The following is a 21,600-nucleotide window of genomic DNA, read 5'->3' on the forward strand; positions in this document are numbered from 1 at the left end:
TTCGCTGTAACGCCGCGCGCACTCAGCTAGTCAGTTCCTCGACGGTCAGGCTGTGATTGGTATAGATGCAGATGTCGCCGGCGATTTTCATCGCTTTTTCGACAACTTCGCGCGCCGATAGCTCGGTGCTCTCCATTAACGCTGTGGCTGCCGCCTGCGCGAAAGCGCCGCCGGAGCCGATAGCGATTAAATCGTGCTCGGGTTCCACCACGTCGCCGTTACCGGAAATCATCAGCAAGGCGTCTTTGTCGGCGACGACCAGAAGCGCTTCTAAGCGCCGCAAGACGCGATCGGAGCGCCAGTCTTTTGCCATTTCCACCGCTGCTCGCGTTAAGTTGCCGCGATGTTTCTCTAGCTGCCCTTCAAAACGCTCGAAAAGCGTAAATGCATCCGCCGTACCGCCGGCGAATCCGGCCAGTACCTGATCGCGGAAAAGCCGCCGGACTTTGCGGGCATTGCCTTTCATGACGGTATTGCCGAGCGTGACTTGTCCGTCGCCGCCTACGGCTACGCTACCGTTACGGCGGACGGCGAGAATAGTGGTGCCTCTGAACTGTTCCACGCTACAACTCCGTTTGCTTTCCGGCCGGAGTAAAAACGGCCGGAGAAGAAGTGAATGAGTCGGTGTATCTAGCCGTGCGAGGCCAGCATACGCCACGCTTGAACGTCCATTAGCCGTATCCGCTAGGTGCGGTTTTCCCTCTAGTCTTACCAGGGCATACGACAGCTTTGTTGCCGCACGGACATTCTTTGCCCCGGCATTGTACTACATAGGTTCGTTAGGCGTGATGCAGTCGACATCGGATTGTCGATCCAGGTCGCCGTTCGGCTGTGGACGGGTAGCCTCTGCGGCTTGTCGTCTACCGGTAAGCGCTTATCCTTGTTCGTTTGGCCGGCCGCTATGGGTAGGGGTGCGCGGCCGGAGGGAATACGGTTGCCCCTTCCGCCCTCCACGGGCTGCGGAGGGCGAGGGGCAACCAGAATCTACGCCCGCCAGTTATCCGGAGGGCGTCAAGCCCCTATCATTGCAGGCGGTGACAAAGCGTGTAATCGCCGCCGCCATTGTTGCCGCGTACGGCAATGGTGAAGTGGCCGGAGAGAAAGCCCGCATAGTTTACGGTTTCGTCGGTACGGCTATTAGTACGGGCGACCGTACTCCAAGCGCGACCGTTCCAGCGTAGGAGCAAGGCATCGATATTAGCGCCGTCCGCCGATTGGATGCTCAACTCCTGGCCCTGGCGGAATCCGGCGCGGAAAGCCTCGTCGGGGTGATACCGCATGTCGCCGTTGCCATGTACGGTGCCGGTATAGGTTGCCATACCCGAGGGGCAGGAAGGCGCCGTGCCGTTATCGCCGTCGTCGTCATCGTGTGGAACCCGAGTCGGGCGGAAGTCCGCTAGCTGATTGCGGATATCGTTAATAGCGGCGACCGAATGGGCAGCGTCCGCATGGCCGATGGCAACGCCGCAGGGCATTCCCTGGCACGATAAATCCGGGTTGGAGAACAGCGGCAGATGGCGGCCGTTATAGGCTTGAGGATAAGCCATGATCGTCGCGAAGTTATTCCTAACACCGTGGCCGAGGCCGTGGTGGAAAACGCCGCCGCTAGTATCTCCTTGGGCGCGAGAGTGATTCAGGCCCATGTTGTGGCCTATCTCGTGAGCCAGGACGATAGCGCCGCAGCGAGGGCCGGTAACGCTATAAGCCCACTCGGAAGCTTGTGCGGACACATTGCCATTACGGCCGGTGGTCAGCCAAGCAACGCCGCAATTACCCGTGCCGTGGAGCTGTGCCACGAAGTCGGCGCCATATTGATCGCGTAGCGCTCGAATTTGCGAATCGCGGGTAATATTCTGTAGCACCGTCGTCATCGTTTGCCCCGCGGCATTGTGATGGGCGACATGAACCAGCCTTAACTGGGCCTGAACCCCGCTATTGCTATACATCTGATTTACTTGATTGATCCAGTTATGGATCAGGGTTTCCGGCTGATTATTGAAACGTTGGGCGGTGGTATCGTCGTACAGCACCAAAATATCTAAGGTGGTGTCTGCCAATACCGGCGAACCAAGGCAAAACGCCATTAAGCCCAGCAGATAATTACGTATTCTTTTTTAGTGAACATAGTCCTTTCCGTTCTTTGCTTGAGTGACAGTACAGTTCCTTGTTGCCTGTTTCCCCCCAAACCGGCTGCGAAGGATCAATGGCGATGATGATGGCGATGAGCGCCCTCTTCCTCGCCCCCGAGTTCCGGCGGTATCGGGGCATGCGGTTCGTTCGGGTCGTACACCGAAATTGTGTCGGTGGAGACGATCCAGCCGGAATCGCCATGAATTTCTATGGTGTAATGTCCGTCCGGAGTCGAAATACCGCCGTAGGTATGTTCCGGGCCTTGGGTTATGGTCGTCGAGTAAGTCGTCGGTAACCCATCCAGATGCCCGTTCCAGGACGCGATGCCGCCACCGTGTTCTTCGACGTCTTGCACAACGAACGTGTAGTTACGAGCCTGCTGCGGAATATTAAGCTCCATGCGCTCCCCGGCTTGCAGGCCGTCCAACTTAAGCCGGTTGAAATCGATAAAAGCTCGACCGTCGTCGCGTTCGCCTGCTTCTAACGGCAAATGCGGGGCGGGTTCGTCTCGCGCTTCCCAGCTCGGTGCCGCCCGTGCCGCTTCCCAGGCCTGTGGGGAGATAGTCTGACCGCGGCGGTCCTCAATGTTGAATAGACGCGAGACGGTTTCCGAATCCAGCTCGGCTGCGTCTTCGAAGAACTCTATGTTGTCGTCGCTCGGTGGCGGTGGCGGCGGTTCGTCTTCGGCGCTCATGCTGCTCTGCTCGGGCACAGCGGCGCTTTGTGTCGGCTCGACAGCGTTTGTCTCGGCGATGGCCGGCACATCCGGTTCATCGTTCCCGCGTAGCGTCATACTGGTGATGACCAACACGGCTGCCAGCGCCGTACCGGCCATAATGATAGGCAGGGGCTTCATGGTTTTGCTTACTCCTTTGACGCGCATTCAAAAGCGGCACCGCACGAATGAAAATGCGCTTTCCTTCGTTATCGCTGAGTGCGTAATTAATGCAACTTTATTGCGTTATTGGCCGATTTAGTTTTGTCGTTAAGCAGGGCTAAAGGGTGCCCAATCGGCGGGTATAGAAAAATTAAAGCAAGCTTTTACGGATTTATCTACTGTCTCAAATTAGAGACAGGATAATGACTTAGAGATTTTGGCGGGTATAAAGACAGAAGCGGGCTTTCGCCCGCTTCTGTAAATGGATAGTTTAAAATCGCTATCCGGTCAATTTCTTACCAGGTTTCGCGCAGGACGATCATCCCGTTTTCTTTCAGCGCTTCGGCCCGGGCTTTCATCCAGCCTTGTGCGAACTCGTCATCGTTGCGCGGTGCGTTTGCGATGTACGCGTTCCACGCGTTGATTAGAACTTCCTGGCGCTTCAGGTTATGTTCGTGGTTACGCTGTGCCGCTTCGGTCCACACGCCGATTTCCTTAAAGTAGCGAATCGTGCCTTCGTGGAATGGCATGAACGCATCTTCAATGCCCTGGCGGTCCAGGTGCCAGCCTTCTTGGTCCGGGGCGCTACCCTGATAGTCGTTGTAATGGACGTGGATAGCCTTGGTCATGTTATACACCAGGCTTTCGTCTTGGTCCTCTGCGGTCACCAGCATCGGATACGGCGCGGTGAACACTTGAATGCCTTCTTCGGGGTCGATGGTCGGACCGGACGTGGCCACGTGGGGTACGAACCACGGTGCGACTTCCGATACGCGCGCCAACCCTTCCTGATCGTCATGCGAGAATTGGATAAAGCGCAGGCCGCGTGGCGAGCCTTCCAGCCGCATCAGCGGTGCCGAATTACAGGGTGCACCCATGAGGTCCGTACGGCCGTCGACGAGCGCTTCGATACCGCCCATGTAACCGCCAACGTTAACAACATCCATATCGTCCCAGGTCAGTCCGGCATAGTTGAGCAGGATGTTGGTGCCGTTGTTGTAAGCGGCTGCGCCGTGGATACGGATAATACGTTTACCCTTAATGTCGTCGGCGGTTTCGATACCGGAGTCGGCGGTCGTTACCAGGGTAAAGGTGCAGCTGTCGGAGATATTCCACATCGTCAGGCGTAGCGGCGTTGGCCCCCAGCTGCGAACGCCGAAATCGTACAGGCCTTCCTGCGCACTGATCGACTCGGTGCCGCCGGCGGAAAAATGTACTCGACCGCGACGCAGCGGTTCTAAACGAGAGACGTCGTTGCGGCCGGGGACAACACGCAAGTTGCTTTGGTATTGGTTCTGCAGCACATTACCGATGCCTACGGCTTGGCTGTAGCCGGTGGTGCCGGTGGGGTAAGCGGCCCAGATGATGGTTCCCGGTAACTCAATGTCCGAGGCGGCGGCTTGGCCGGCGAGGCCCATAGCGGCCGCGGCGCTTAAACCAAGCCCAAGTTTTTTCATATACGTTTTCATGATGCGTGTCTCCTATTCGCGCCCGGCCTTACTCGGCCTACAAGCGGCGAAAATTCGTTGTCCGGCGACGAATGGGTTTACGCGATAATTGCTTAAGAAACCCGACCGGACTGCGTGTCTCAGCATCCTGCCGGAGTTAGGGAATGTCGATGAATCCCTGGGACGATACTCCTGGCCCCGAGATTGCCGTCCGCCCGCGATAAAGCCTGATATCGCAGTGCAGCACGGCTAGCGGCGGTACTTTTACATACACGGCTGTAGGCGTCAATGCAGCGGAACGTAATTTCATTGTGCAGAACAAGCCGGATGTAAAAGATGTGATGCATATCACGTGCCCCGGCTCGCTTCAGGCGCGGTCCCTAACAAGCGTAACTCGGCGTTGAAGAAGTTTATCAAGTGGTGTGCGGCTTGCTGGGTAAAACGGAACTATTTGTTACGTTTTGATTTTTCGCTCGCGGGTGGGCTTTGTCGTACACTTGGGAGAGGTGTTGAAAGTCCAGGTGAGTGTAGATCTGGGTGGTGCTGATATCGGCGTGGCCGAGCAATTCTTGCACGGCGCGTAAATCGCCGCTGGATTGCAGCAGGTGGCTGGCGAAGGAGTGGCGCAGCATGTGCGGGTTTACCGGCCGCCCCAGGCCTTGCACTTGTGCGAGTCGTTGTAGGCGGGCTTGTACGGAGCGCGGCGACAGGCGGCGGCCTTGCTGGCTGACGAACAGGGCCTGTTCGCCGCTAGCGGCAAGGCCGGCACGCAGCGGCAGCCAAGCGGCGATGGCCTCCAGTGCTAGTCGCCCGACGGGGACGGTGCGCATCTTCTGGCCCTTGCCGGTCACCGTAAGCTCTTGCGTGCCCGCTGCGACGTCGTTGACGTTGATGGCGACAAGTTCGGCCAGGCGTAGCCCGGACGAATAGATCAGCTCGGCGATGGCGCGGTCGCGCACGGTCAGCGGGTCGTCGTCGGCCGCTTGCAGCAGACCGCCGGTTTCGTCGACATCCAGCGCTTTGGGCAGGCGACGGGGGCTTTTCGGCGGTCGGATGTCGGCTGCCGGGTCGAATGTCGCTTGCCCTTCGCGCAGTAAATAACGATAAAAGCTACGAATGGCGGCCAGCAGGCGCTGAATGGAGCGGCCGCTCAGTCCGCCGCGATGGCGCTCGGCGATGAAGCGGCGGATGTGTTGGCTGTCGAACTCCGACCAATCGCGCAGTCCCAGCCGTTCGCGGTAGGTATCGAACTGCGCCAGGTCGCGAGCATAGTGCTTGCGCGTCAGCGGCGAAACGCGCCGCTCGTAGTGCAGATAATCGTCGAAGCGCTGAAGCCAGCCTGTCGCGCTCATGGCGGTTAGTCCGGCAGGCGACCCTTGACCGCGCAGCCGAGTAAGACGCTGAGCTGGCGCAGGAATACCGTTCCCATGCCCGGGTGGAAGCGCTCCGGGTCGCGACTGCCGATGGCCAGCAAGCCGAGTGTGTCGCCATCGACGATGGGTACGAGCGCCGTGGAGGCGACTTGCTCGGCGCTGTCGCCGAATAAGAAGGTCTTCTGGTCGGCTTCGAGGTCGCCGCAGAGCGGCCTTTGTTCTTTGAGACAGCTGGCGAATAGAGCGAGTTCGTCGGCATCGGCCCGTATCAGCTCCGGTGCTTGCGCCAGGTCCGGCTCCACCAGAACTAGGATGCGAACGACGTCGGCGTTGAAATCCGAACGCAGACAATCCTTGAGGTTATACAATAGACTGTCGAGGCTGTCGGCGCGCATTAGCTCTAACGTGAGCCGGTGCATGCGTTCGGCGAGTCGGTCGTTGTCGCGTGCGACGGCAAGTAGTTCTTCCAGGCGGGTCTTTAGCGTCCGGTTCGTCTCGCGCAAACTGCGGGCCTGATATTCCAGCAAAGAAATGGCATTGCCGCAGTCGTGCGGGATCTGTAACGCTTCCAGTACATCCCGGTGATGCAGGAAGAACTCAGGGCGTTCGCTGAGGTAGCGGGCTACGCTTTCGTCGTCCAGTTCGGCTTGAATCTGTCTTTGCTGCTGCGTCGTCATGATGTGTTAATCCGCCCCCCTCGGATGGAACAGTGTAAGGTAAGCTCTCCTTCTCGGAAACTCTTGTTTGTAAGTCTCAGATTTCGATTTCGCCTTGAAATACGGTAACGGCGGGGCCTGTCATCAAGACCGGTTGCCCTGCCCCTTGCCATTCTATGTCTAAGCGTCCGCCGGGTAAGTCGACCGCTACTTGCGGATCGAGCAGGCCTTGCAAACGCCCTGCTACCACGGCCGCACAGGCTCCTGTGCCGCAGGCGAGCGTTTCCCCCACGCCGCGTTCGAACACCCGTAATCGAATATGTCCCGGATCGACAATCTGCATAAAACCGACATTGACCCGCCGGGGAAACCGGGGGTGGTGCTCGATTTCCGGGCCCAGACGCGCCACCGGCGCATTTCTACATTCGCCACCGTGATCACGGCGTGGGGGTTACCCATCGATACCGCGCCGATCAGAAGTTCTTCGCTGCCGACTTCTAAAGCGTAACTTACCGCCTGTTGTTGCGCGGTAAAGGGAATATCGCTGGGGGCGAGAATGGGCGCGCCCATGTCGACCCGCACTAACCCCGCATCGGTCAGGCATACGTAGGCGTCGTTACCTTGCGTTTCGATTCGCAGTTCGCGCCGGTCGGTAAGCCCGCGCTCGTGAAGAAAACGGGCCAGGCAGCGGACGCCGTTACCGCAGTGCTCGACTTCGCTGCCATCGGCGTTGAAGATACGATAGCGGAAGTCGGCGTCGGCTCGGGTCGCTTTTTCCGCGAACAGAATCTGATCGCAGCCGACGCCGAAACGTCGGTCGCCGAGCAGGCGTAGTTGCGCCGGGTTGAGTTCGACTCGCTGGTTAACGGCGTCGATCACAACGAAGTCGTTACCCAAGCCGTGCATTTTCGTAAAGGATAATCGCACTGCGTTATATGCCTCTTTGGTTAATCAGCGCGCTTGCCCCAGCCTAAGCGGTGTCCGACCCGGGCCAGGCAATCGTCCATCACCACAAACAAGCCGGCGTCGCGTGCCCGCTCGGCGGAACGGCGATCGACGATGCCGTCTTGCAGCCAGAGGCCGCGGGCGCCGACGGCTAGGCTGTGATCGACGATTTCCGGCACGAACTCGGCTGCCCGAAACACATCCACAACATCGATCCGATCCGGCACGTCAAGCAGCGAGGGATAGGCTTGGCGGTCTAAAACGCGATCCACCGCCGGCCGTACCGGTACGATCTCGAAGCCAAAGCTCAGCAGAACGCGGGCTACGCCGTGGCTGGGTCGTTTTGCTTTCGGCGACAAGCCGACGACAGCGATACGTTCAACACCCCGGAAAAACGCGTCGATCTCGCTCAAACTGGGGTTCTCGAAATCGCCTTGTTCCATCGTCGGCCTCCTGAGCGTTTACTCCGGCAGCAGGGTTTCGCCTGCCACCAGCTGTTCGAAGGATTCGCGCTGGCGTATTACGTGGGCTTGGTCGCCGTCGACGAGAATCTCAACCGCACGCGGGCGGCTGTTGTAGTTCGAACTCATCACGAAACCATAGGCGCCGGCGGAGCGCACGGCCAGCAAATCGCCGGCCGCCAAAGCCAATTCTCGCTCCTGGCCAAGAAAATCCCCGGTTTCGCAGACCGGGCCCACGATATCGTAACAACGCTGCTCGCCCGCACGCTCTATCACCGGCTCTATGGCCTGCCAGGCGCTGTAGAGCGAGGGGCGGAGTAAGTCGTTCATTGCCGCATCGACAATGGCGAAGTTCTTGTACGGGGTATGTTTCAGATACTCGACTTTGGTGAGTAGCACGCCGGCGTTGCCGACGATCGTCCGCCCCGGCTCCATGAGCAGCGTAAGCGGTCGGTCGCCCAGTTTAGCTAACAGCGCCTGTGCGTAGTCGTCCGGTTCCGGCGGGATTTCGTCCCGATACTGAATGCCGATGCCGCCGCCGATATCCAGATGACGCAGTTCGATGCCGGCGTCCGCTAAGCGGTCGACAAGTTTGAGCACCCGCTCCAGCGCATCGACGAAGGGGCTGATGCTGGTAAGCTGCGAACCGATATGGCAGTCGATACCGACGAGCGCTATGTGGTCCATGGCCGCAGCCCGTCGATAGACGCTCTCGGCATGTTCGACTTCGATGCCGAACTTGTTGTCCTTCAGCCCGGTGGAAATATAGGGGTGGGTTTGGGCGTCGACGTCTGGATTTACCCGCAGCGATACGGGTGCGCGTTTGCCCATTTGCCCGGCGACTTCGTTCAGTCGCTCCAGCTCGGCTTCCGACTCGACATTGAAGCATAGGATGCCGACTTCCAGCGCGCGCGCCATTTCCGCGGCTGTCTTACCGACGCCGGAGAAGACGATTTTCGCCGGGTCGCCGCCGGCCCGCAGTACGCGTTCCAATTCGCCGCCGGAGACGATGTCGAATCCGGACCCTAGCCGTGCCAGCAGATTCAGTACCGCCAGGTTGGAGTTGGCTTTAACGGCATAGCAAACCAGGTGATCGTGGCTGGCGAAAGCCCGGTCCAGCGCTTGCCATTGTTGCTCGATAGCAGCGCGCGAGTATACATAGCAAGGTGTCGCGTAGGCTTCGGCAACGTGCGAGAGGTCGCAGTTTTCGATAAAAAGCCGGCCGTCGCGGCGGTTAAACGTATCCATAGTGCGGGTCCGTCATGGGCAATTGGGTGTCGGCAGGTGCGTCCTCAGGCAGATAGAGCGGTCCGCGTTGGCCGCAGCCGGCGAGCACAACCGTTAGTAACACTAGCGCAACGGCTAGAGATGTGTACAAGCCTCGCATACGCCTCTTCCTCCTCGTCGTGGCGTCGCATTATAACGGCTGCCCCTAGCTCCTGTCGTCACGGCAGCTGCCTTATCTTCGCTTGAGACCTTATGCCCGTGGCCCCAGCCTTGTCGAGGACTTGTCGACCGCGCTGTCGGCTCGAGCTGCTGCCACGCTTGATGGAGGGAGAACGTTATGGCGGAAGATAGAGGCCCGAGAGCTCCCTTACGCGATACGCCGGCAAAAGCACCGCTAGATCGAGCGAGTGCTGCCATGGCTAGGCGCGAACACCCTGACTCGGCTCCCGATACCGGCGTGGAAGTGGTGGCAGAGGCCGATGCGGTAAAGCGTTCGTCGAGGCCGGCGCCTGCCTATGTTTCGGAGAGCTTACACAGCGTGGCTTCCTCGTTGCACACCGCGGGCCGTGAACTCGACCAACAGGAGCAGGCGGCTGCGGCACAAGTTCTTTTTAACGCGGCTCACGCTTTGGAGCGTTTGTCGGTGGAGATGCGTGCGCACGATGTAGACAGTTTGCTTGAGTCTGCCCGTGCCTATACGCGGCGCAATCCGAAGGCGGTCGTGGGAGGTGCTCTACTGTCCGGTTTCCTAATGGCTTTTATGCGTCGCAATCCGCGATAACGCTGCGGGGTTAACCGCCTGATAGAGGAGGAGCAACGGATGGCCGTTAGACAGATTCACGATGAAGAGAGGACTCGCCGCGAGGCCGAGCAACGTTCGGTGGGTTCGCTGGTATCGGAACTTGGTTCGGAACTGTCGACCTTAGTCCGTAAAGAGGTTGAGCTAGTTAAAGCGGAAGGCTCGCAGAAGTTATCGCAGGCGCGTAACGGCGCGATGGCAACCGGTATCGGCGCCTTGGTGGCGTTCGCCGGCTTGTTGGTTTTACTGCAAGCGGCGGCTTTCGGCTTGGCGGAGGTAATGCATCTGGGGTGGGCGGCGCTGATTGTCGGCGGTGCGGCACTGATTATTGGCGGTGCCGTCGCCATGATCGGCATGAGTCGCTTGAAGCCCGAAAATCTCAAACCCGCGCATAGCGCCGAATCCTTACGGGAGGATGCGGAACTTGCGAAGGAGAAAGCTAATGGCCGACAGAGATAATCGCCAACAGGTTGAGGAGATCGAGCACGAGATTGCGGAAACTCGTGCGCAGCTAGGTCATACGGTTGACGTGTTGCAGCATAAGGTCTCGCCTCGCCACATTCGTGCTCGCACGCTTGGGCGGCTCCAACGTCGTGGCGGCATGTACGACCGTGTTGCTCGTAGCGTTCGGCAGAACCCGCTGATGTACGGGTTGCTGGCCAGCGCCGTTGCTTGGCGCTTGTTCGCTGGGCGGCGCGAGGCCCGGTTGTCGAGCCGAGACATGAGCCGGTTGCGGGACGAGCTGGCAGCGGCTTACGCCTCCGAGCGTTGGCACGGTGAAGGCGAGCCAACGATGACGGGGCGGCAGATGCAGCGGATGCACCACGGTGCCGCGCGCCTTAGAGGCGACTTGCAGGGGCGCGCGCAGCAGCTGCGCCACCGCTGGCAGGAGCAGGCGCCGCAGACCCGGATGAGCGGTTTGTCGGGTCTATTGGGCGTAGTACTGGGTGCTATGACGCAGTCGATGATGATCCGCGAGCCGGAGGCTCGGGCGGGGTCGCCATCGGCACGCGAATCGTACCGCGATCGCGCCGAGGAAAGCGTGGCCGAGAGTATTGCCGTCGACGAAACCGGGTTTTCGGTAGGCGCCCCTACGGAGGCACCGCCCAGCCCTGGGTTAGAGGAGAATAAACGGCCTATCGACCGTTAGGCGGTATTACCGCTCTGCTGCCTGTGGTAACGCTGGCGGTTTGTCCTGGTCCGGCTACGGCGAGTTATTAAGCCGTTGCGTGGAACTCGAAGGCTACCGTCGGCGATCTTAGGGCTCTTCGCGTTTAATGAGGGAAAGTCCATGGTGAGCACGACGGCCGGTCATTCTGACCGTGGGCGCGAAGCGGATAAACCGCGGCACCTACCGAAGGCCGGTTGGCGGGATATTCTGCTGCGTCTTAATGCTGAGATAACCCGCGACTATCTAAGCCTGGTCGCTGCAGGTGTGGCGTTTTATTTCTTACTGTCGATCGTGCCGGCGCTGACCGCCATGGTTTCGCTGTACGGTTTGGTCGCCGATCCGCAGGATGTCGCCGAACAGATCGCTGCCTTGGAAGGTATGGTTCCCCCGGAAGCGATGAGTATTATCGAGAGCCAAATGGCGGATATAACGGCCGCCTCGGCTGCGGGTCTTGGTCTCGGTGCTGCGTTGAGTATCGCCTTCGCGTTATGGAGCACCAACACCGGCATCCGTGCGCTTATCAAGGGAATGAACATCGCCTACGACGAGGAGGAAAAACGCGGTTTCATTAAGTTTACCGCCGTTTCCTTTGCCTTTACCTTGGGTGCGGTGTTGTTCGCTTTGCTTACCTTGGCAATACTTGCCGTCGTCCCCGCGTTGTTGGCCTTATTGCCGGTACCGGCGCTGCTGGAGGGGGTGGTGTCTTTTGTGCGGTGGCCGGTTCTTGCCGTCATGATGATCCTGGCTTTAGCGATTCTATATCGCTATGCGCCGAGCCGTAGTCAGCCGCAATGGTCGTGGGTCAGCTGGGGTGCGGTGGCGGCTACGCTAGCTTGGCTGTTGGGGTCTCTGTTGTTTTCCATCTACGTGTCGAATTTTGCCGACTACAACGAAACTTACGGCTCGATGGGAGCCATCGTCATTTTGATGCTCTGGTTCTGGATTACCGCTTTTGTGGTGGTACTTGGCGGGGCATTGAACGCGGAAATGGAGCATCAGACGCGGAAGGACACCACGGTCGGCCCCGATCGCCCGATGGGGAAGCGGGATGCGCAGAAAGCGGATCATCTGGGGGAGCGGCCATGATTCGGCTGCTTAGTAGGCGCCTTCCCAAGGTTTACTCAGGCGCATTGCCGAGTTGATCAGCCCGACCATGCTATAGGTTTGCGGAAAGTTGCCCCACAGCTCGCGCGTGTCGGTCTCCACGTCTTCCGACAATAAACCCAAGGGGTTGCGGCATCGGAGTACGTTTTCGAACAACGCGCGGGCTTCTTCGCGCCGTCCTAAGGCGGTGAGCGCATCGATATACCAGAATGTGCAGATTGTGAAGGCATTGGTCGGTTTGCCGAAGTCGTCTTCTCGGATGTAGCGATACAGAAAATCGCCGTGGCGCAGCTCTTTCTCGATGGCAGTTACGGTGTTGGCAAAGCGTGGGTCGTCCGCTTTCAGGTAACCGAGTTCGCGTAGTAGCAACAGGCTCGCGTCCAGATGCTTGCCGCCAAAAGTAGCGACATAGGTTTGCCGCTGTTCGTCCCAGGCGTTGGCGTCGATGACCTGACGCATTTCCGCTGCCCGCCGATACCAGTGTTGAGCACGTTCCTGTAGGCCTAGGTGTTCGGCAATATGGGCCAGCGTTTGGCAGCCGGACCAGGACATGACCGCCGTAAAGGTATGCACGCCGGCAATGCCGCGAAATTCCCACAAGCCTGCATCCGGCTCTTGATAATGTTGATAAGCCAGTTCGCCGAGTCCTTCCAAACGGGTGAATAAGGCCTCGTTGCCGGGGTTGGCGATACGGCGGTCGAAGAAAACATGTGCCGCGGCCAGTACCGAGGCGCCGTAGACGTCGTTTTGGATTTGAGTATAGGCTTGGTTGCCGACCCGAACCGGCCCCATGCCGCGAAACCCAGGCAGCTGCGGTATCTCGCGTTCTTCCAGATCCGCTTTGCCGTTAATGCGATAAACCGGCAGAAGCCGCCCACCGCGGGCATTGGCTGTAGTGTTGATAATATATTGGAGGTAATCCTCCATGGTTTTGGTCGCCCCTAAGCGGTTGAGGGCGTTGACGACGAAATAGCTGTCGCGTAACCAGCAGTAGCGATAGTCCCAATTGCGTTGACTGCCGGGCGCCTCGGGAATCGAGGTCGTTAACGCGGCGATGATCGCGCCGGTATCTTCGTAGCTGCTGAGCTTTAAGGTGATGGCCGAACGAATCACCTCATCCTGCCATTCGAAGGGAATACCAAGGTAACGAACCCAGTTACGCCAGTAATCATGGGTGCGCTCGAAATACTCCCGGCCGACGTCGGGAATCGGCTGGTGGATACTCTCGTCGGGCCCGAGCAGTAAGGTGATATCGTCCTCCAGCACGAACGGGACTTCGTCGACGATGGCGGTTACCGAAGCGTTGGTGGTTAGCCGCAGTACCTGATCGGGGCAAACATACCGGATATGGTTGCTGCCGTAAGTCAGCCCCGGTTTGCCGGCGCCGTAACCGTAGGCGGGGCGGAGCCGAATGCATATGCGGGGGCTGCCGGCGATAAGCCGAATCCGCCGTACCAGCATCACTGGGCGGAATTTACGTCCGAAGCGTTCGAAGCGAGGAGCGAAGTCTTGCACCTCGACCATGCCGCCGTGCTCGTCGTATAAGGTGGTCGCTAGGATAGCCGTATTCGGCAGGTAACGTTGTTCCGAATGGGTGAAATCCTGTAGCTCGATCGCGTAGTGGCCGCGGTCCGGCGTTTGGCCGTTTTGCAGTAGCGCGCAAAACACCGGATCGCTGTCGAAACGCGGCATACAGGCCCAAACGACTTCCGCTCGGTTATTAACCAAGGCGGCGAAACTACAATTACCGATGATTCCCAGGTTTAAGTTGTCCACGGCGCGTTGTCGAACTCTCTCTCTTCGGTCAAACGTTAAGGAAACGGCGAACGCCCTTCGCTCGGAGGGCCGGGCGGAACAGGACGATTTGCTCCCTAAGACATACGACGGAACGGAAAAAGTTCAAGGCGTATCTTTAGCCGCCTTCCATACATTATCCTGCCGGTAAGTTTTATCATCTACGGGAGCGGTTAAACAATGGGAGCAACTTATGAGTGACGTGTTGCCGGCTGTCGAAATCGAGCCGAGCGCTCGAACGGCCGATCGCAGTGTGATTTGGTTGCATGGCTTAGGCGCGAGCGGCCACGATTTCGAGCCTATCGTACCGGAGCTGGGGCTGCCGGCGGACGCGGCGGTACGTTTCGTGTTTCCGCATGCGCCGGTGCAACCGGTGACGATCAATGGCGGAATGCCCATGCCGGCTTGGTACGACATAAAGCAGCTCGGCGGCGGCAATGAGGACGAAGTCGGTATTCGTGCCAGCGAGCGCGAGGTCCAGCGCTTGATTCGGCGGGAGAACGAGCGCGGTGTACCGACCGAGCGCATCGTGCTAGCCGGCTTTTCCCAGGGGGGCGCGATTGTTCTGCATACAGGCTTACGCTATCCCGAACGCTTGGCGGGGATTATGGCCTTATCCACCTATCTGCCCTTGAACGGAAGCCTGGAAGCCGAGCGCCACGCCGGAAACCATCAAACCCCGATATTTATGGCGCATGGGACGCTAGATCCCGTCGTACCCTACCAAAACGGAGCTCGTTCGCGGGATTTGCTGAACGGGCAGGATCATCCGGTGGAATGGCATGAATACCCCATGGAACACCAGGTTTGCCTGGAGCAGATCCAGGATATCGGTGCGTGGTTAAAGCGCGTACTAGCGCTGTAAGCCTAGCGGAGCTATCGTGGCGACGGTCGATAGCACATGCTTTACTATCGACCGTTCGTACTTTAGTGACTACAAAGTAAGCTGCTCATCGGGGTGTAGGGCAGGATATCGCCCTCGGCTACGGTTTGGCCCGGCTTCAAACGAACCAGCCCGTCCGCCCAACAGGTCGAACTAAGGACACCGGAGCCTTGATGGGGATAGGCTTCCACCCATAGTGTGCCGTTGCGCTCGCAGAGCCGCGTGCGGAGGAAGGTCTCCCGGCGCCGGTCGGCCCGCTCGACGGTAAACCCTGCCGGCAGGGGAAACTCCGGTGGTGCATCGACCGATTCGATGCCTTGCAGTTTCATGAGTAACGGACGGGCAAGGATTAAGAAGGTTACGAAAACCGATACCGGATTACCCGGCAGGCCGATGAACGGCGTATCGCCTACCCGGCCGAAGGCAAAGGGTTTACCGGGTTTAATCGCGACTTTCCATAAACCCAACTCGCCTAAGGCTTCTACGGCCGGTTTGACGTAGTCGGCATCCCCTACCGATACCCCGCCCGTGGTGATGATGACATCGGCTCCCACCGCCGCCTCGGCGAGGTATTGCCGGGTAAGCGCCGGGTCGTCCGGTAAATGGCGCGGGGTGAGAGCGGTAAAACCGAGGCTTTCGACTAAGGCTGCCAACATCGGGCCGTTGGAGTCATGAATCTGGCCGGGGGCCAATGGCCGACCGGCCGGAACCAGTTCGTCGCCAGTGGTCAGCAAAGCGATTTTAAGCGGCGCGGCCACCTCGACCTCGGCGACGCCTACCGAAGCGATCAGCCCTAGCTCCTGAGCGCGTAAGCGGCGACCCGGTTGCAGAACAGTGCTTCCGCGCGCAACGTCTTCCCCGGCGCGGCGAATATTCTGCCCCGGTTTGATATCGCTTGGGAGCTGCACATAGCCGTCGGCGGCGTCGCATTGCTCTTGCATGACCACCGCATCGGCGCCGGTAGGAATCGGGGCGCCGGTATAAATACGAGCGGCATTCCCAGCAAGCAGTTCGCTTGGCCTTGCGCCGGCTTGTATGGTGGAGCCAACCGGTAGCCGGCGGGTTTCGGCCAGGTCGGCAAGACTTACCGCATAGCCGTCCATAGCGCTATTATCATGGCCCGGCACATCGGCCTGTGCCGTGACCGATTGCAGCAGCGTGCGGCCTAGGGCTTTGCCGATCGGCAGCGTTTGCCGCCGCGGTGCGGGCGAACTAGCCGCGAGTAGGGCGGCGATAGCGTCCCTTATGGACAGCATTCCAGGGTCCTGACCGCATTCGCTCATGGCTATACTCCTTCTCCGGGGCCGAGTCGATTGTGTATCCTAGCGCGTTTAACCGTGTCGTTTCTTCGCCGAAATCAATTGTTCAGCTCTCCTTGGAGTATTGGATGACTGAAAAGTCAAATAAGCCGGGCGATATGCCGGAGTGGTTGTTGGGTGCCTGGCGCCTGCAACGGGCTGAGCCTGGCGTGCAAATTTTACCCGGTACCGGTATGGAGTTCCGCCGCGACGGTAAGTTGTGTTACCGGATTCCGATGGAAGAAGAGGTGCACATCTTTGAGCTGGAGTATGAGATTGAAGGCGATTGGCTGCGTACTCAGCACGATCCGGCCGACCATGCGCAAGCGGTGCGGTTTTGCCTGGCCGAGGACGGTAGCCTGGAGCTCGACTTTAACGGCACCCGGGCGTGGTTCAGGCGGGAAGGTTTACACTAACTGGTGGCGCTAAGGCAGTAAGGTACTGCGTTACATCCGGCGCATAATGCCGATGCTGATGGCGTCGGCAGCTGAGTCGAACCCGATTTTGCCGCCCCAGGATGGGGTAACGCGGTAAACGATACCCGCGTTCACATTGATAGCATCTCGGCTCGCGTTGGTGCGACGCTGTTCGCCGTGGACGCGAAACTCGCCGTTTTCCACGGAATACCCAAGCCCTGCATAAGCCGCCAAAGCGTTGCTCAAGCCGAAGGTTGTGCCGCCGTTGACGATATTGTAGTTGTAATGCAGATCGAGCGGACTGGAGCTATCGACCAGCTGCGGCGAGACGCCGCCGCCGACGTACCAGCCCAAGGCGTGCGGACGCAGCCGCCCCATCCATACCGTGAGATAGGTGGTATCTTCAAAATGCATGCCGTCCATTTCGCGCCCCTTGGCATTAGGTGCGACACCAACGCCCAGATGCACCCCTGCCACGACGGGACTGCTACCCATCAGCATTAGAAGGCCGCAGGCCAAAGCACGTTTTAGCGACGGTGGGTTCATGCTATATCGCTTCGATAAAGAAGATACCGATAAAAAGGTTTCGCATTGCAGCATATTCGCCCCGCTATTTCCAGGCGAGCTTCACAAAGCTCGCCTGCGCAGGTTGAGGATTTGCAGCAAGGCGCCGATTGCACCAACGGCTGCGGCGGCTATTGCCAATGTCCACATCGGCAAGTTCAGCACCAATAGCAAGCCACCGCCTGCTGCACCAATGGCGCTTCCCAAATACAAAGCGGACTCGTTCAGGGCAACGGCAAGGTTACCATCCCCCTGCTTTTCGCGGGCGCGAATCAGTTCATTGTTCTGCGGTACCTGCAAGGCCCAGCCAACTGCGCCCCAAAGGGCAATCGGTACCATCGTCAGCCAGACATGCCAGCCGGCCGTCAGCGGAAGTGCCAGTAGGGCCAGTGTGAGGGTCAGCATAATGGCGAAGGTCAGGACAGGCCCCCGGATACGGTCGGCCAGCGAGCCGATCAGGAAACTACCCGCGACACCCCCGATGCCCCAGACCCATAAATAAGGCGTAATCGAGCCAATACCGCCGTACTCGGGGGCTGTCAGCAACGGAGCGAGAAAGGTGTACATACCTAGGCTAGCGATGGCCGCTAACAGCGACACCAGCAGAATCAGAATCACGTGCCCGTCGGCTAGTAACAGTAACTTTCGACGCAGCGGAATAGCTGCTGTGGCTGGTAGTTCCGGTAAGCGCCATGCCAACCCCAGCAGCGCGATCAGTCCCAGTAGCGCCACCAGCCACAAGGCCGATGCCCAGCCGAGCCGCTCGGCCACTAACAGCCCGAGCGGCACGCCCAGCACGGTTCCGCTGGCCATGCCGCCCATGATGACCGCAATGGCCTTACCACGCCCCGACACCGATAACGTGGCCGCGGCTGCAATTCCCATGGCTAAATAAACCCCCGAACCGATGCCCGCCAAGACACGGAATAGCAATAGCCAGGAGAAACTGGTCGCTAGCGCACTGGCTGCGTTGGCGAGCACGAAAACGGCTAGCGCTGCCAGCAGTCCGGCCCGTTGGAGGTGGCCTGGCAGTAATGCCACGCACACCGGCGAGCCCAGGCCATAGGCCAGCGTAAAGGCTGTCACGAGCTGCGCGGCGACCGCCACGGGTACGGCGAACGCCGTCTCGATCATGGGAATCAGCCCCGCTGTGACATAGGAGGCCATGCCTAGTGCGAATGCTCCCAAGGCGATCAGATAGACCGTCGATGTGGCTGAGGGAGCGGCTGTTTCGGACAGGGTCGATAGCTCGCCGGATTCGGAATGAAGGCTCATTTTTGTTTCTCTCGATAACGAAAACGAGCATTCTGTAAGCTCCTTTAGGCTGTTACAATTTAACTGTTTATGCTGTTACTTAAAGCAATAGGAAGCTATGCGTAACTTACAGCGCACTCGAAACGAACTGGCCGCCTTCCTACGGGCGAGGCGCGAGCGCCTGTCGCCTGCCGATGTAGGCCTGCCCAGCGGTGGCCGCAGGCGTACTCCGGGGCTACGTCGCGAGGAAGTGGCCGCTCTCGCGGGGGTGGGTCTGACGTGGTATACCTGGTTGGAACAAGGCCGCGATATCGGCGTGTCGGCTACCTTTCTCGACAACCTGGCGCGGGTGTTCAAGCTCGATGCCGCCGAGCGCCGGCATCTGTTTCTGTTGGCCCACGAACGTCCCCCCGCCGAGCCGGGTAAGACCTTCTGCGTGGTTCCGCCTTTGGTGTTGAGGCTGATGCACGATCTGGCGCCGCATGCCGCCTACGTACTAAACCTGCGTTGGGATGTATTAGCCTTTAATGAAGCGGCTGATCGGCTCTTCGGCTTCGAGCGCCATGCGCCCGAGCAGCGCAACATGCTCTGGATGCTGTTCACCGACCCGCTGCTACGAGAGCGCTTCGATGGCTGGAAGGAACAGGCGCCGCAGATACTATCCAGTTTTCGACGCGACTATGCGCGGGCGACTCAGGAAGCCGATATCCAGGCAATGGTGGACGAATTGCAGAAGGTATCCCCCGACTTTAAGTATTGGTGGAGCCGACATGACGTGCATGCGCCATGCAAGGGCATACGCGACCTGCGGGTGGACGATAACGTGGTCGCTTTCGAACATGTGTCGTTGACCATCGATGCCGAACGCCACCTGCGGCTGGTGGTGTATGCGCAGAAGTCGTAGCGGGCCGAGCCTACTACATCCGCAAAGGGAAAACTGATCTAGCAGCCTGCTAGGGGTCGATGTTGCGACTTTTCAGCCAGTCTTTTACCGCTAAGCCGGTGCCGAAATCCCAAGGCTTGAGTCGTTCGGGTGCAATGCGCCGATATTCCAAAAGCTCTTCGCCGAGCCGAATCGGTCCGCTGGCTTCTATGTGGTATGCCAGAATAACCTGATTTTTTGGCTAAAGGCGTAGTTGCCGATAAAGCTCGCTACCCTGCCCTGGAGGCCGAGTTCCTCTTCAACCTCCCGTAGAATGCCGACTTCCGGCGATTCGTTCTGTTCCATGAAGCCGGTAATGAGCCCGAACACCTTTTCCGGCCAGCCCACATTGCGAGCAAGAATAACCTCCCCTTCATGTTCGACAACGGCCGCCAGCACCGGAACGGGGTTGTTCCAGTAAACGAAGCCGCACGTTTGGTCGGGGCATGCTTGGCGCTCGGCGCCGCCTAGAGAGAGGGCAATCAGCTCGGTTTGGCAATAGGGACAGTAGCGCATCAGTGGGATCGTAACTTACTAGCGAACGTTTGCCGAAGTTTAGTCATCTTGGGAGCGATGACAACTTGGCAGTAACCTTGCTCGGGATGGCGCCGGTAATAATTTTGATGTTCCTCTTCGGCAGGATAAAAGGTCGGTGCTGCTTCTAGCTGGGTGACGATCGGGCGAGCGAACGCATTCTGTTGTTCCAGCTCTTGTATCAGTGCGGCTGCCGTCTCGCGCTGTTGCTCGTTGTGGAAAAAATTACCGAACGGTATTGCGTGCCGACATCCGCGCCTTGCCGATTAAGGGTGGTCGGGTCATGAATCGCGAAGAAGATTTCCAGTAATTCGCGATAACCGATCCGCTGCGGATCATAGGTAATTTCGACGACTTCCGCATGCCCGCTACGGCCGCTGCAGACTTGGCTGTAGGTTGGATTATCCACCTCGCCCCCGGCATAGCCGGAGGTCACCTTTTCCACACCGTCGACTTCCAGATAGGCGGCTTCCAAGCACCAGAAGCAGCCTCCGCCTAAGGTCGCTATAGCTTGATTTTGCTGCATCGGTAGGCTCCCCTCGGTTTGCCTGTTTACGCCATTTTACGCTTGGGGCAAGACAGCACAATTCCCTTACCCTTTTGCGGGCTGCGCCGGGTCGCGCAAATGACCGCAGTAGCGCTAGAACAAGCCGAGCTGTTGCTCCGTCTCGCTTGCCGTGCGTAAGCCGGAGGCCGTGACGCCTAGGAGGCGTACGGGCTTGCTGACGGCCTCCGTGCGCTCCAGTAGTGCGCCTAGCAACGCCATCAGTGCTTCGATGTCGGTTACCGGCGCGCGCGCGGAGTGCGCGCGGGTTATCAATTGGAAATCGTGGAATTTCACTTTCAACGTGAAAGTATAGGCAAGCAACTGCTTTTTCTGGAGATTGGCCAGGACTTCTGCGGCTAAGGGGCGCAGGGCGGCCAGCATCGCCGAGATGTCGCTTAGATCGCGGCTAAAGGTGGTTTCGCTGCCTAAGGATTTACGCTCGCGCACCGGCCGTACGGGGCGCTCGTCGATGCCGCGGGCAATGTAGTAGTAGAAAGGGCCGCGTTTGCCGAAGGCCGCTTCGAGCTCTTCCAGGCTCCATTGGCGTAGATCGGCTCCGGTGTAGATACCCAGCGCGTGCATGCGCGCCTCGGTTGCCCGTCCGACGCCGTGAAAACGGCCGATTTCGAGCTCTGCTACGAACTTGGCTCCCGCATCGGGTGCGATGAGGTAAAGCCCGTCGGGTTTATCGATATCGGAAGCGAGTTTAGCGAGGAATTTGTTATAGGACACCCCGGCAGAGGCTCGCAGTTCGGTGTTTGCATATATCTCTTCTTTGATGCGGCGGGCGATAAGCGTGGCCGAGCCGCGACAGGTTCTACACTCGCTGACATCGAGGTAGGCCTCGTCGAGCGATAAAGGCTCTACTAGCGCTGTGTAACGGCGAAAGATGGTTTGGATCTGCCGCGATACTTTTCGGTAGGTTTCGAAACGCGGCCGCAGGAAAACGGCTTCCGGACATAGTAGGCGGGCGCGGGCTGCCGGCATTGCCGAGCGAATGCCGTAACGGCGGGCCTCGTAGCTGGCCGTGGCGACGACGCCGCGACTGTCGGGAGAGCCGCCCACGACAACGGGACGGCCCCGCAGACGCGGATCGTCCCGTTGCTCTACCGCAGCGTAAAAGGCATCCATATCAATGTGGATGATCTTCCGAGTCATGCCGTTCGGACCGTTTAATTAGCCATATCCTGCCCGCAC

The 21,600-nt window shown here is 59.1% G+C and carries 22 protein-coding genes and 2 pseudogenes; 7 read left to right on the forward strand and 17 right to left on the reverse strand.

All coding sequences use genetic code 11. The annotated features are described in order from the left end of the window. Nucleotides 1-22: 22 nt before the first annotated feature. From hslV to lptM, 10 genes and pseudogenes are all read right to left on the reverse strand, one after another. Entirely contained in the window at nucleotides 23-562 is a 540-nt protein-coding gene (gene hslV / locus CAI21_RS03975) for an ATP-dependent protease subunit HslV (RefSeq protein WP_116301111.1), read from the reverse strand. A 460-nt stretch (nucleotides 563-1,022) separates the two neighbouring features. Further along, nucleotides 1,023-2,057 carry a M12 family metallo-peptidase gene (locus CAI21_RS03980; protein ID WP_181919256.1) on the reverse strand — a complete coding sequence of 345 codons (1,035 nt, stop codon included), beginning with the start codon at nucleotides 2,055-2,057 and terminating at the stop codon, nucleotides 1,023-1,025. A gap of 143 nt (nucleotides 2,058-2,200) precedes the next feature. Next, nucleotides 2,201-2,986 carry a hypothetical protein gene (locus tag CAI21_RS03985; RefSeq protein ID WP_116301113.1) on the reverse strand — a complete coding sequence of 262 codons (786 nt, stop codon included), beginning with the start codon at nucleotides 2,984-2,986 and terminating at the stop codon, nucleotides 2,201-2,203. Nucleotides 2,987-3,303: 317 nt separating this feature from the next. Next, nucleotides 3,304-4,476 carry a TAXI family TRAP transporter solute-binding subunit gene (locus tag CAI21_RS03990; protein ID WP_116301114.1) on the reverse strand — a complete coding sequence of 391 codons (1,173 nt, stop codon included), beginning with the start codon at nucleotides 4,474-4,476 and terminating at the stop codon, nucleotides 3,304-3,306. A 392-nt stretch (nucleotides 4,477-4,868) separates the two neighbouring features. After that, on the reverse strand, nucleotides 4,869-5,807 hold the full coding sequence (gene xerC / locus CAI21_RS03995) for a tyrosine recombinase XerC (protein WP_116301115.1): 939 nt from the start codon (nucleotides 5,805-5,807) through the stop codon (nucleotides 4,869-4,871). 5 nt (nucleotides 5,808-5,812) lie between these two features. Beyond that, a complete protein-coding gene (locus tag CAI21_RS04000) occupies nucleotides 5,813-6,505 on the reverse strand; it encodes a DUF484 family protein (RefSeq protein WP_116301116.1) in 693 nt (230 codons plus the stop codon). Nucleotides 6,506-6,581: 76 nt separating this feature from the next. Further along, nucleotides 6,582-7,390, reverse strand: a pseudogene (dapF, locus tag CAI21_RS04005) (diaminopimelate epimerase). A 41-nt stretch (nucleotides 7,391-7,431) separates the two neighbouring features. Further along, nucleotides 7,432-7,872, reverse strand: a complete 441-nt coding sequence (locus tag CAI21_RS04010; protein ID WP_116301117.1) for a CoA-binding protein — start codon at nucleotides 7,870-7,872, stop codon at nucleotides 7,432-7,434. 18 nt (nucleotides 7,873-7,890) lie between these two features. Further along, nucleotides 7,891-9,138, reverse strand: a complete 1,248-nt coding sequence (gene lysA, locus CAI21_RS04015; RefSeq protein WP_116301118.1) for a diaminopimelate decarboxylase — start codon at nucleotides 9,136-9,138, stop codon at nucleotides 7,891-7,893. Next, nucleotides 9,125-9,277 carry an LPS translocon maturation chaperone LptM gene (gene lptM, locus CAI21_RS04020; RefSeq protein ID WP_116301119.1) on the reverse strand — a complete coding sequence of 51 codons (153 nt, stop codon included), beginning with the start codon at nucleotides 9,275-9,277 and terminating at the stop codon, nucleotides 9,125-9,127. The genes lysA and lptM overlap by 14 nt, the downstream gene beginning before the upstream one ends. A gap of 177 nt (nucleotides 9,278-9,454) precedes the next feature. Between lptM and CAI21_RS04025 the strand changes: the two genes are divergently transcribed. The 4 genes from CAI21_RS04025 (at nucleotide 9,455) to CAI21_RS04040 (ending at nucleotide 12,173) form a co-directional block, all read left to right on the forward strand. Next, nucleotides 9,455-9,898, forward strand: coding sequence for a hypothetical protein (locus CAI21_RS04025; RefSeq protein ID WP_116301120.1), 444 nt, complete (start codon nucleotides 9,455-9,457; stop codon nucleotides 9,896-9,898). A 39-nt stretch (nucleotides 9,899-9,937) separates the two neighbouring features. Next, nucleotides 9,938-10,375, forward strand: coding sequence for a phage holin family protein (locus tag CAI21_RS04030; RefSeq protein ID WP_116301121.1), 438 nt, complete (start codon nucleotides 9,938-9,940; stop codon nucleotides 10,373-10,375). After that, on the forward strand, nucleotides 10,359-11,066 hold the full coding sequence (locus CAI21_RS04035) for a DUF3618 domain-containing protein (protein WP_181919257.1): 708 nt from the start codon (nucleotides 10,359-10,361) through the stop codon (nucleotides 11,064-11,066). The genes CAI21_RS04030 and CAI21_RS04035 overlap by 17 nt, the downstream gene beginning before the upstream one ends. Nucleotides 11,067-11,207: 141 nt before the next feature. Continuing rightward, complete coding sequence (locus CAI21_RS04040) at nucleotides 11,208-12,173, forward strand: YihY/virulence factor BrkB family protein (protein ID WP_116301123.1); 966 nt, start codon at nucleotides 11,208-11,210, stop codon at nucleotides 12,171-12,173. Between the two features lie 9 nt (nucleotides 12,174-12,182). On the opposite strand, the gene CAI21_RS04045 is transcribed toward CAI21_RS04040, so the two are convergent. Then, nucleotides 12,183-13,967, reverse strand: a complete 1,785-nt coding sequence (locus CAI21_RS04045) for a glycoside hydrolase family 15 protein (RefSeq protein WP_116301124.1) — start codon at nucleotides 13,965-13,967, stop codon at nucleotides 12,183-12,185. 211 nt (nucleotides 13,968-14,178) lie between these two features. On the opposite strand from CAI21_RS04045, the gene CAI21_RS04050 reads away from it, so the two are divergent. Then, nucleotides 14,179-14,850, forward strand: a complete 672-nt coding sequence (locus tag CAI21_RS04050; RefSeq protein ID WP_116301125.1) for an alpha/beta hydrolase — start codon at nucleotides 14,179-14,181, stop codon at nucleotides 14,848-14,850. 62 nt (nucleotides 14,851-14,912) lie between these two features. Here CAI21_RS04050 and CAI21_RS04055 read toward each other — a convergent pair whose 3' ends face one another. Next, nucleotides 14,913-16,151: a molybdopterin molybdotransferase MoeA gene (locus CAI21_RS04055; RefSeq protein ID WP_116301126.1), complete on the reverse strand. Its 1,239-nt coding sequence runs from the start codon at nucleotides 16,149-16,151 to the stop codon at nucleotides 14,913-14,915. Nucleotides 16,152-16,255: 104 nt separating this feature from the next. On the opposite strand from CAI21_RS04055, the gene CAI21_RS04060 reads away from it, so the two are divergent. Beyond that, nucleotides 16,256-16,582 carry a hypothetical protein gene (locus CAI21_RS04060; protein WP_116301127.1) on the forward strand — a complete coding sequence of 109 codons (327 nt, stop codon included), beginning with the start codon at nucleotides 16,256-16,258 and terminating at the stop codon, nucleotides 16,580-16,582. Between the two features lie 30 nt (nucleotides 16,583-16,612). Here the strand turns inward: CAI21_RS04060 and CAI21_RS04065 are convergent, their stop codons facing one another. Next, entirely contained in the window at nucleotides 16,613-17,128 is a 516-nt protein-coding gene (locus CAI21_RS04065; RefSeq protein WP_147305028.1) for a porin family protein, read from the reverse strand. A gap of 81 nt (nucleotides 17,129-17,209) precedes the next feature. Continuing rightward, a complete protein-coding gene (locus CAI21_RS04070) occupies nucleotides 17,210-18,421 on the reverse strand; it encodes an MFS transporter (RefSeq protein ID WP_116301129.1) in 1,212 nt (403 codons plus the stop codon). A 97-nt stretch (nucleotides 18,422-18,518) separates the two neighbouring features. On the opposite strand from CAI21_RS04070, the gene CAI21_RS04075 reads away from it, so the two are divergent. Then, complete coding sequence (locus tag CAI21_RS04075) at nucleotides 18,519-19,304, forward strand: helix-turn-helix transcriptional regulator (RefSeq protein ID WP_116301130.1); 786 nt, start codon at nucleotides 18,519-18,521, stop codon at nucleotides 19,302-19,304. 186 nt (nucleotides 19,305-19,490) lie between these two features. Here the strand turns inward: CAI21_RS04075 and CAI21_RS04080 are convergent, their stop codons facing one another. The 3 genes and pseudogenes from CAI21_RS04080 to dinB all read right to left on the reverse strand — a co-directional run bounded on the left by CAI21_RS04080 (nucleotide 19,491) and on the right by dinB (nucleotide 21,561). Further along, complete coding sequence (locus CAI21_RS04080) at nucleotides 19,491-19,838, reverse strand: NUDIX domain-containing protein (RefSeq protein WP_220347750.1); 348 nt, start codon at nucleotides 19,836-19,838, stop codon at nucleotides 19,491-19,493. Beyond that, nucleotides 19,838-20,382, reverse strand: a pseudogene (gene msrA, locus CAI21_RS04085) (peptide-methionine (S)-S-oxide reductase MsrA). Before msrA ends, CAI21_RS04080 begins: the two are co-directional and overlap by 1 nt. 114 nt (nucleotides 20,383-20,496) lie before the next feature. Next, a complete protein-coding gene (dinB, locus tag CAI21_RS04090; protein ID WP_116301131.1) occupies nucleotides 20,497-21,561 on the reverse strand; it encodes a DNA polymerase IV in 1,065 nt (354 codons plus the stop codon). Nucleotides 21,562-21,600 lie beyond the last annotated feature (39 nt).

Origin of the sequence: Alkalilimnicola ehrlichii, from assembly GCF_003399765.1 — a bacterium.
Classification (GTDB): Bacteria; Pseudomonadota; Gammaproteobacteria; order Nitrococcales; family AK92; genus AK92.

Bases quoted from the DNA above. Each gene is read 5' to 3' on its own strand.
- CAI21_RS03985 (WP_116301113.1), bottom strand. From the start codon at position 2,986: ATGAAGCCCCTGCCTATCATTATGGCCGGTACGGCGCTGGCAGCCGTG.
- CAI21_RS03990 (WP_116301114.1), bottom strand. From the start codon at position 4,476: ATGAAAACGTATATGAAAAAACTTGGGCTTGGTTTAAGCGCCGCGGCC.
- xerC (WP_116301115.1), bottom strand. From the start codon at position 5,807: ATGAGCGCGACAGGCTGGCTTCAGCGCTTCGACGATTATCTGCACTAC.
- CAI21_RS04000 (WP_116301116.1), bottom strand. From the start codon at position 6,505: ATGACGACGCAGCAGCAAAGACAGATTCAAGCCGAACTGGACGACGAA.
- CAI21_RS04010 (WP_116301117.1), bottom strand. From the start codon at position 7,872: ATGGAACAAGGCGATTTCGAGAACCCCAGTTTGAGCGAGATCGACGCG.
- lysA (WP_116301118.1), bottom strand. From the start codon at position 9,138: ATGGATACGTTTAACCGCCGCGACGGCCGGCTTTTTATCGAAAACTGC.
- lptM (WP_116301119.1), bottom strand. From the start codon at position 9,277: ATGCGAGGCTTGTACACATCTCTAGCCGTTGCGCTAGTGTTACTAACG.
- CAI21_RS04025 (WP_116301120.1), top strand. From the start codon at position 9,455: ATGGCGGAAGATAGAGGCCCGAGAGCTCCCTTACGCGATACGCCGGCA.
- CAI21_RS04030 (WP_116301121.1), top strand. From the start codon at position 9,938: ATGGCCGTTAGACAGATTCACGATGAAGAGAGGACTCGCCGCGAGGCC.
- CAI21_RS04035 (WP_181919257.1), top strand. From the start codon at position 10,359: ATGGCCGACAGAGATAATCGCCAACAGGTTGAGGAGATCGAGCACGAG.
- CAI21_RS04040 (WP_116301123.1), top strand. From the start codon at position 11,208: ATGGTGAGCACGACGGCCGGTCATTCTGACCGTGGGCGCGAAGCGGAT.
- CAI21_RS04050 (WP_116301125.1), top strand. From the start codon at position 14,179: ATGAGTGACGTGTTGCCGGCTGTCGAAATCGAGCCGAGCGCTCGAACG.
- CAI21_RS04055 (WP_116301126.1), bottom strand. From the start codon at position 16,151: ATGAGCGAATGCGGTCAGGACCCTGGAATGCTGTCCATAAGGGACGCT.
- CAI21_RS04060 (WP_116301127.1), top strand. From the start codon at position 16,256: ATGACTGAAAAGTCAAATAAGCCGGGCGATATGCCGGAGTGGTTGTTG.
- CAI21_RS04065 (WP_147305028.1), bottom strand. From the start codon at position 17,128: ATGAACCCACCGTCGCTAAAACGTGCTTTGGCCTGCGGCCTTCTAATG.
- CAI21_RS04070 (WP_116301129.1), bottom strand. From the start codon at position 18,421: ATGAGCCTTCATTCCGAATCCGGCGAGCTATCGACCCTGTCCGAAACA.
- CAI21_RS04075 (WP_116301130.1), top strand. From the start codon at position 18,519: ATGCGTAACTTACAGCGCACTCGAAACGAACTGGCCGCCTTCCTACGG.
- CAI21_RS04080 (WP_220347750.1), bottom strand. From the start codon at position 19,838: ATGCGCTACTGTCCCTATTGCCAAACCGAGCTGATTGCCCTCTCTCTA.
- dinB (WP_116301131.1), bottom strand. From the start codon at position 21,561: ATGACTCGGAAGATCATCCACATTGATATGGATGCCTTTTACGCTGCG.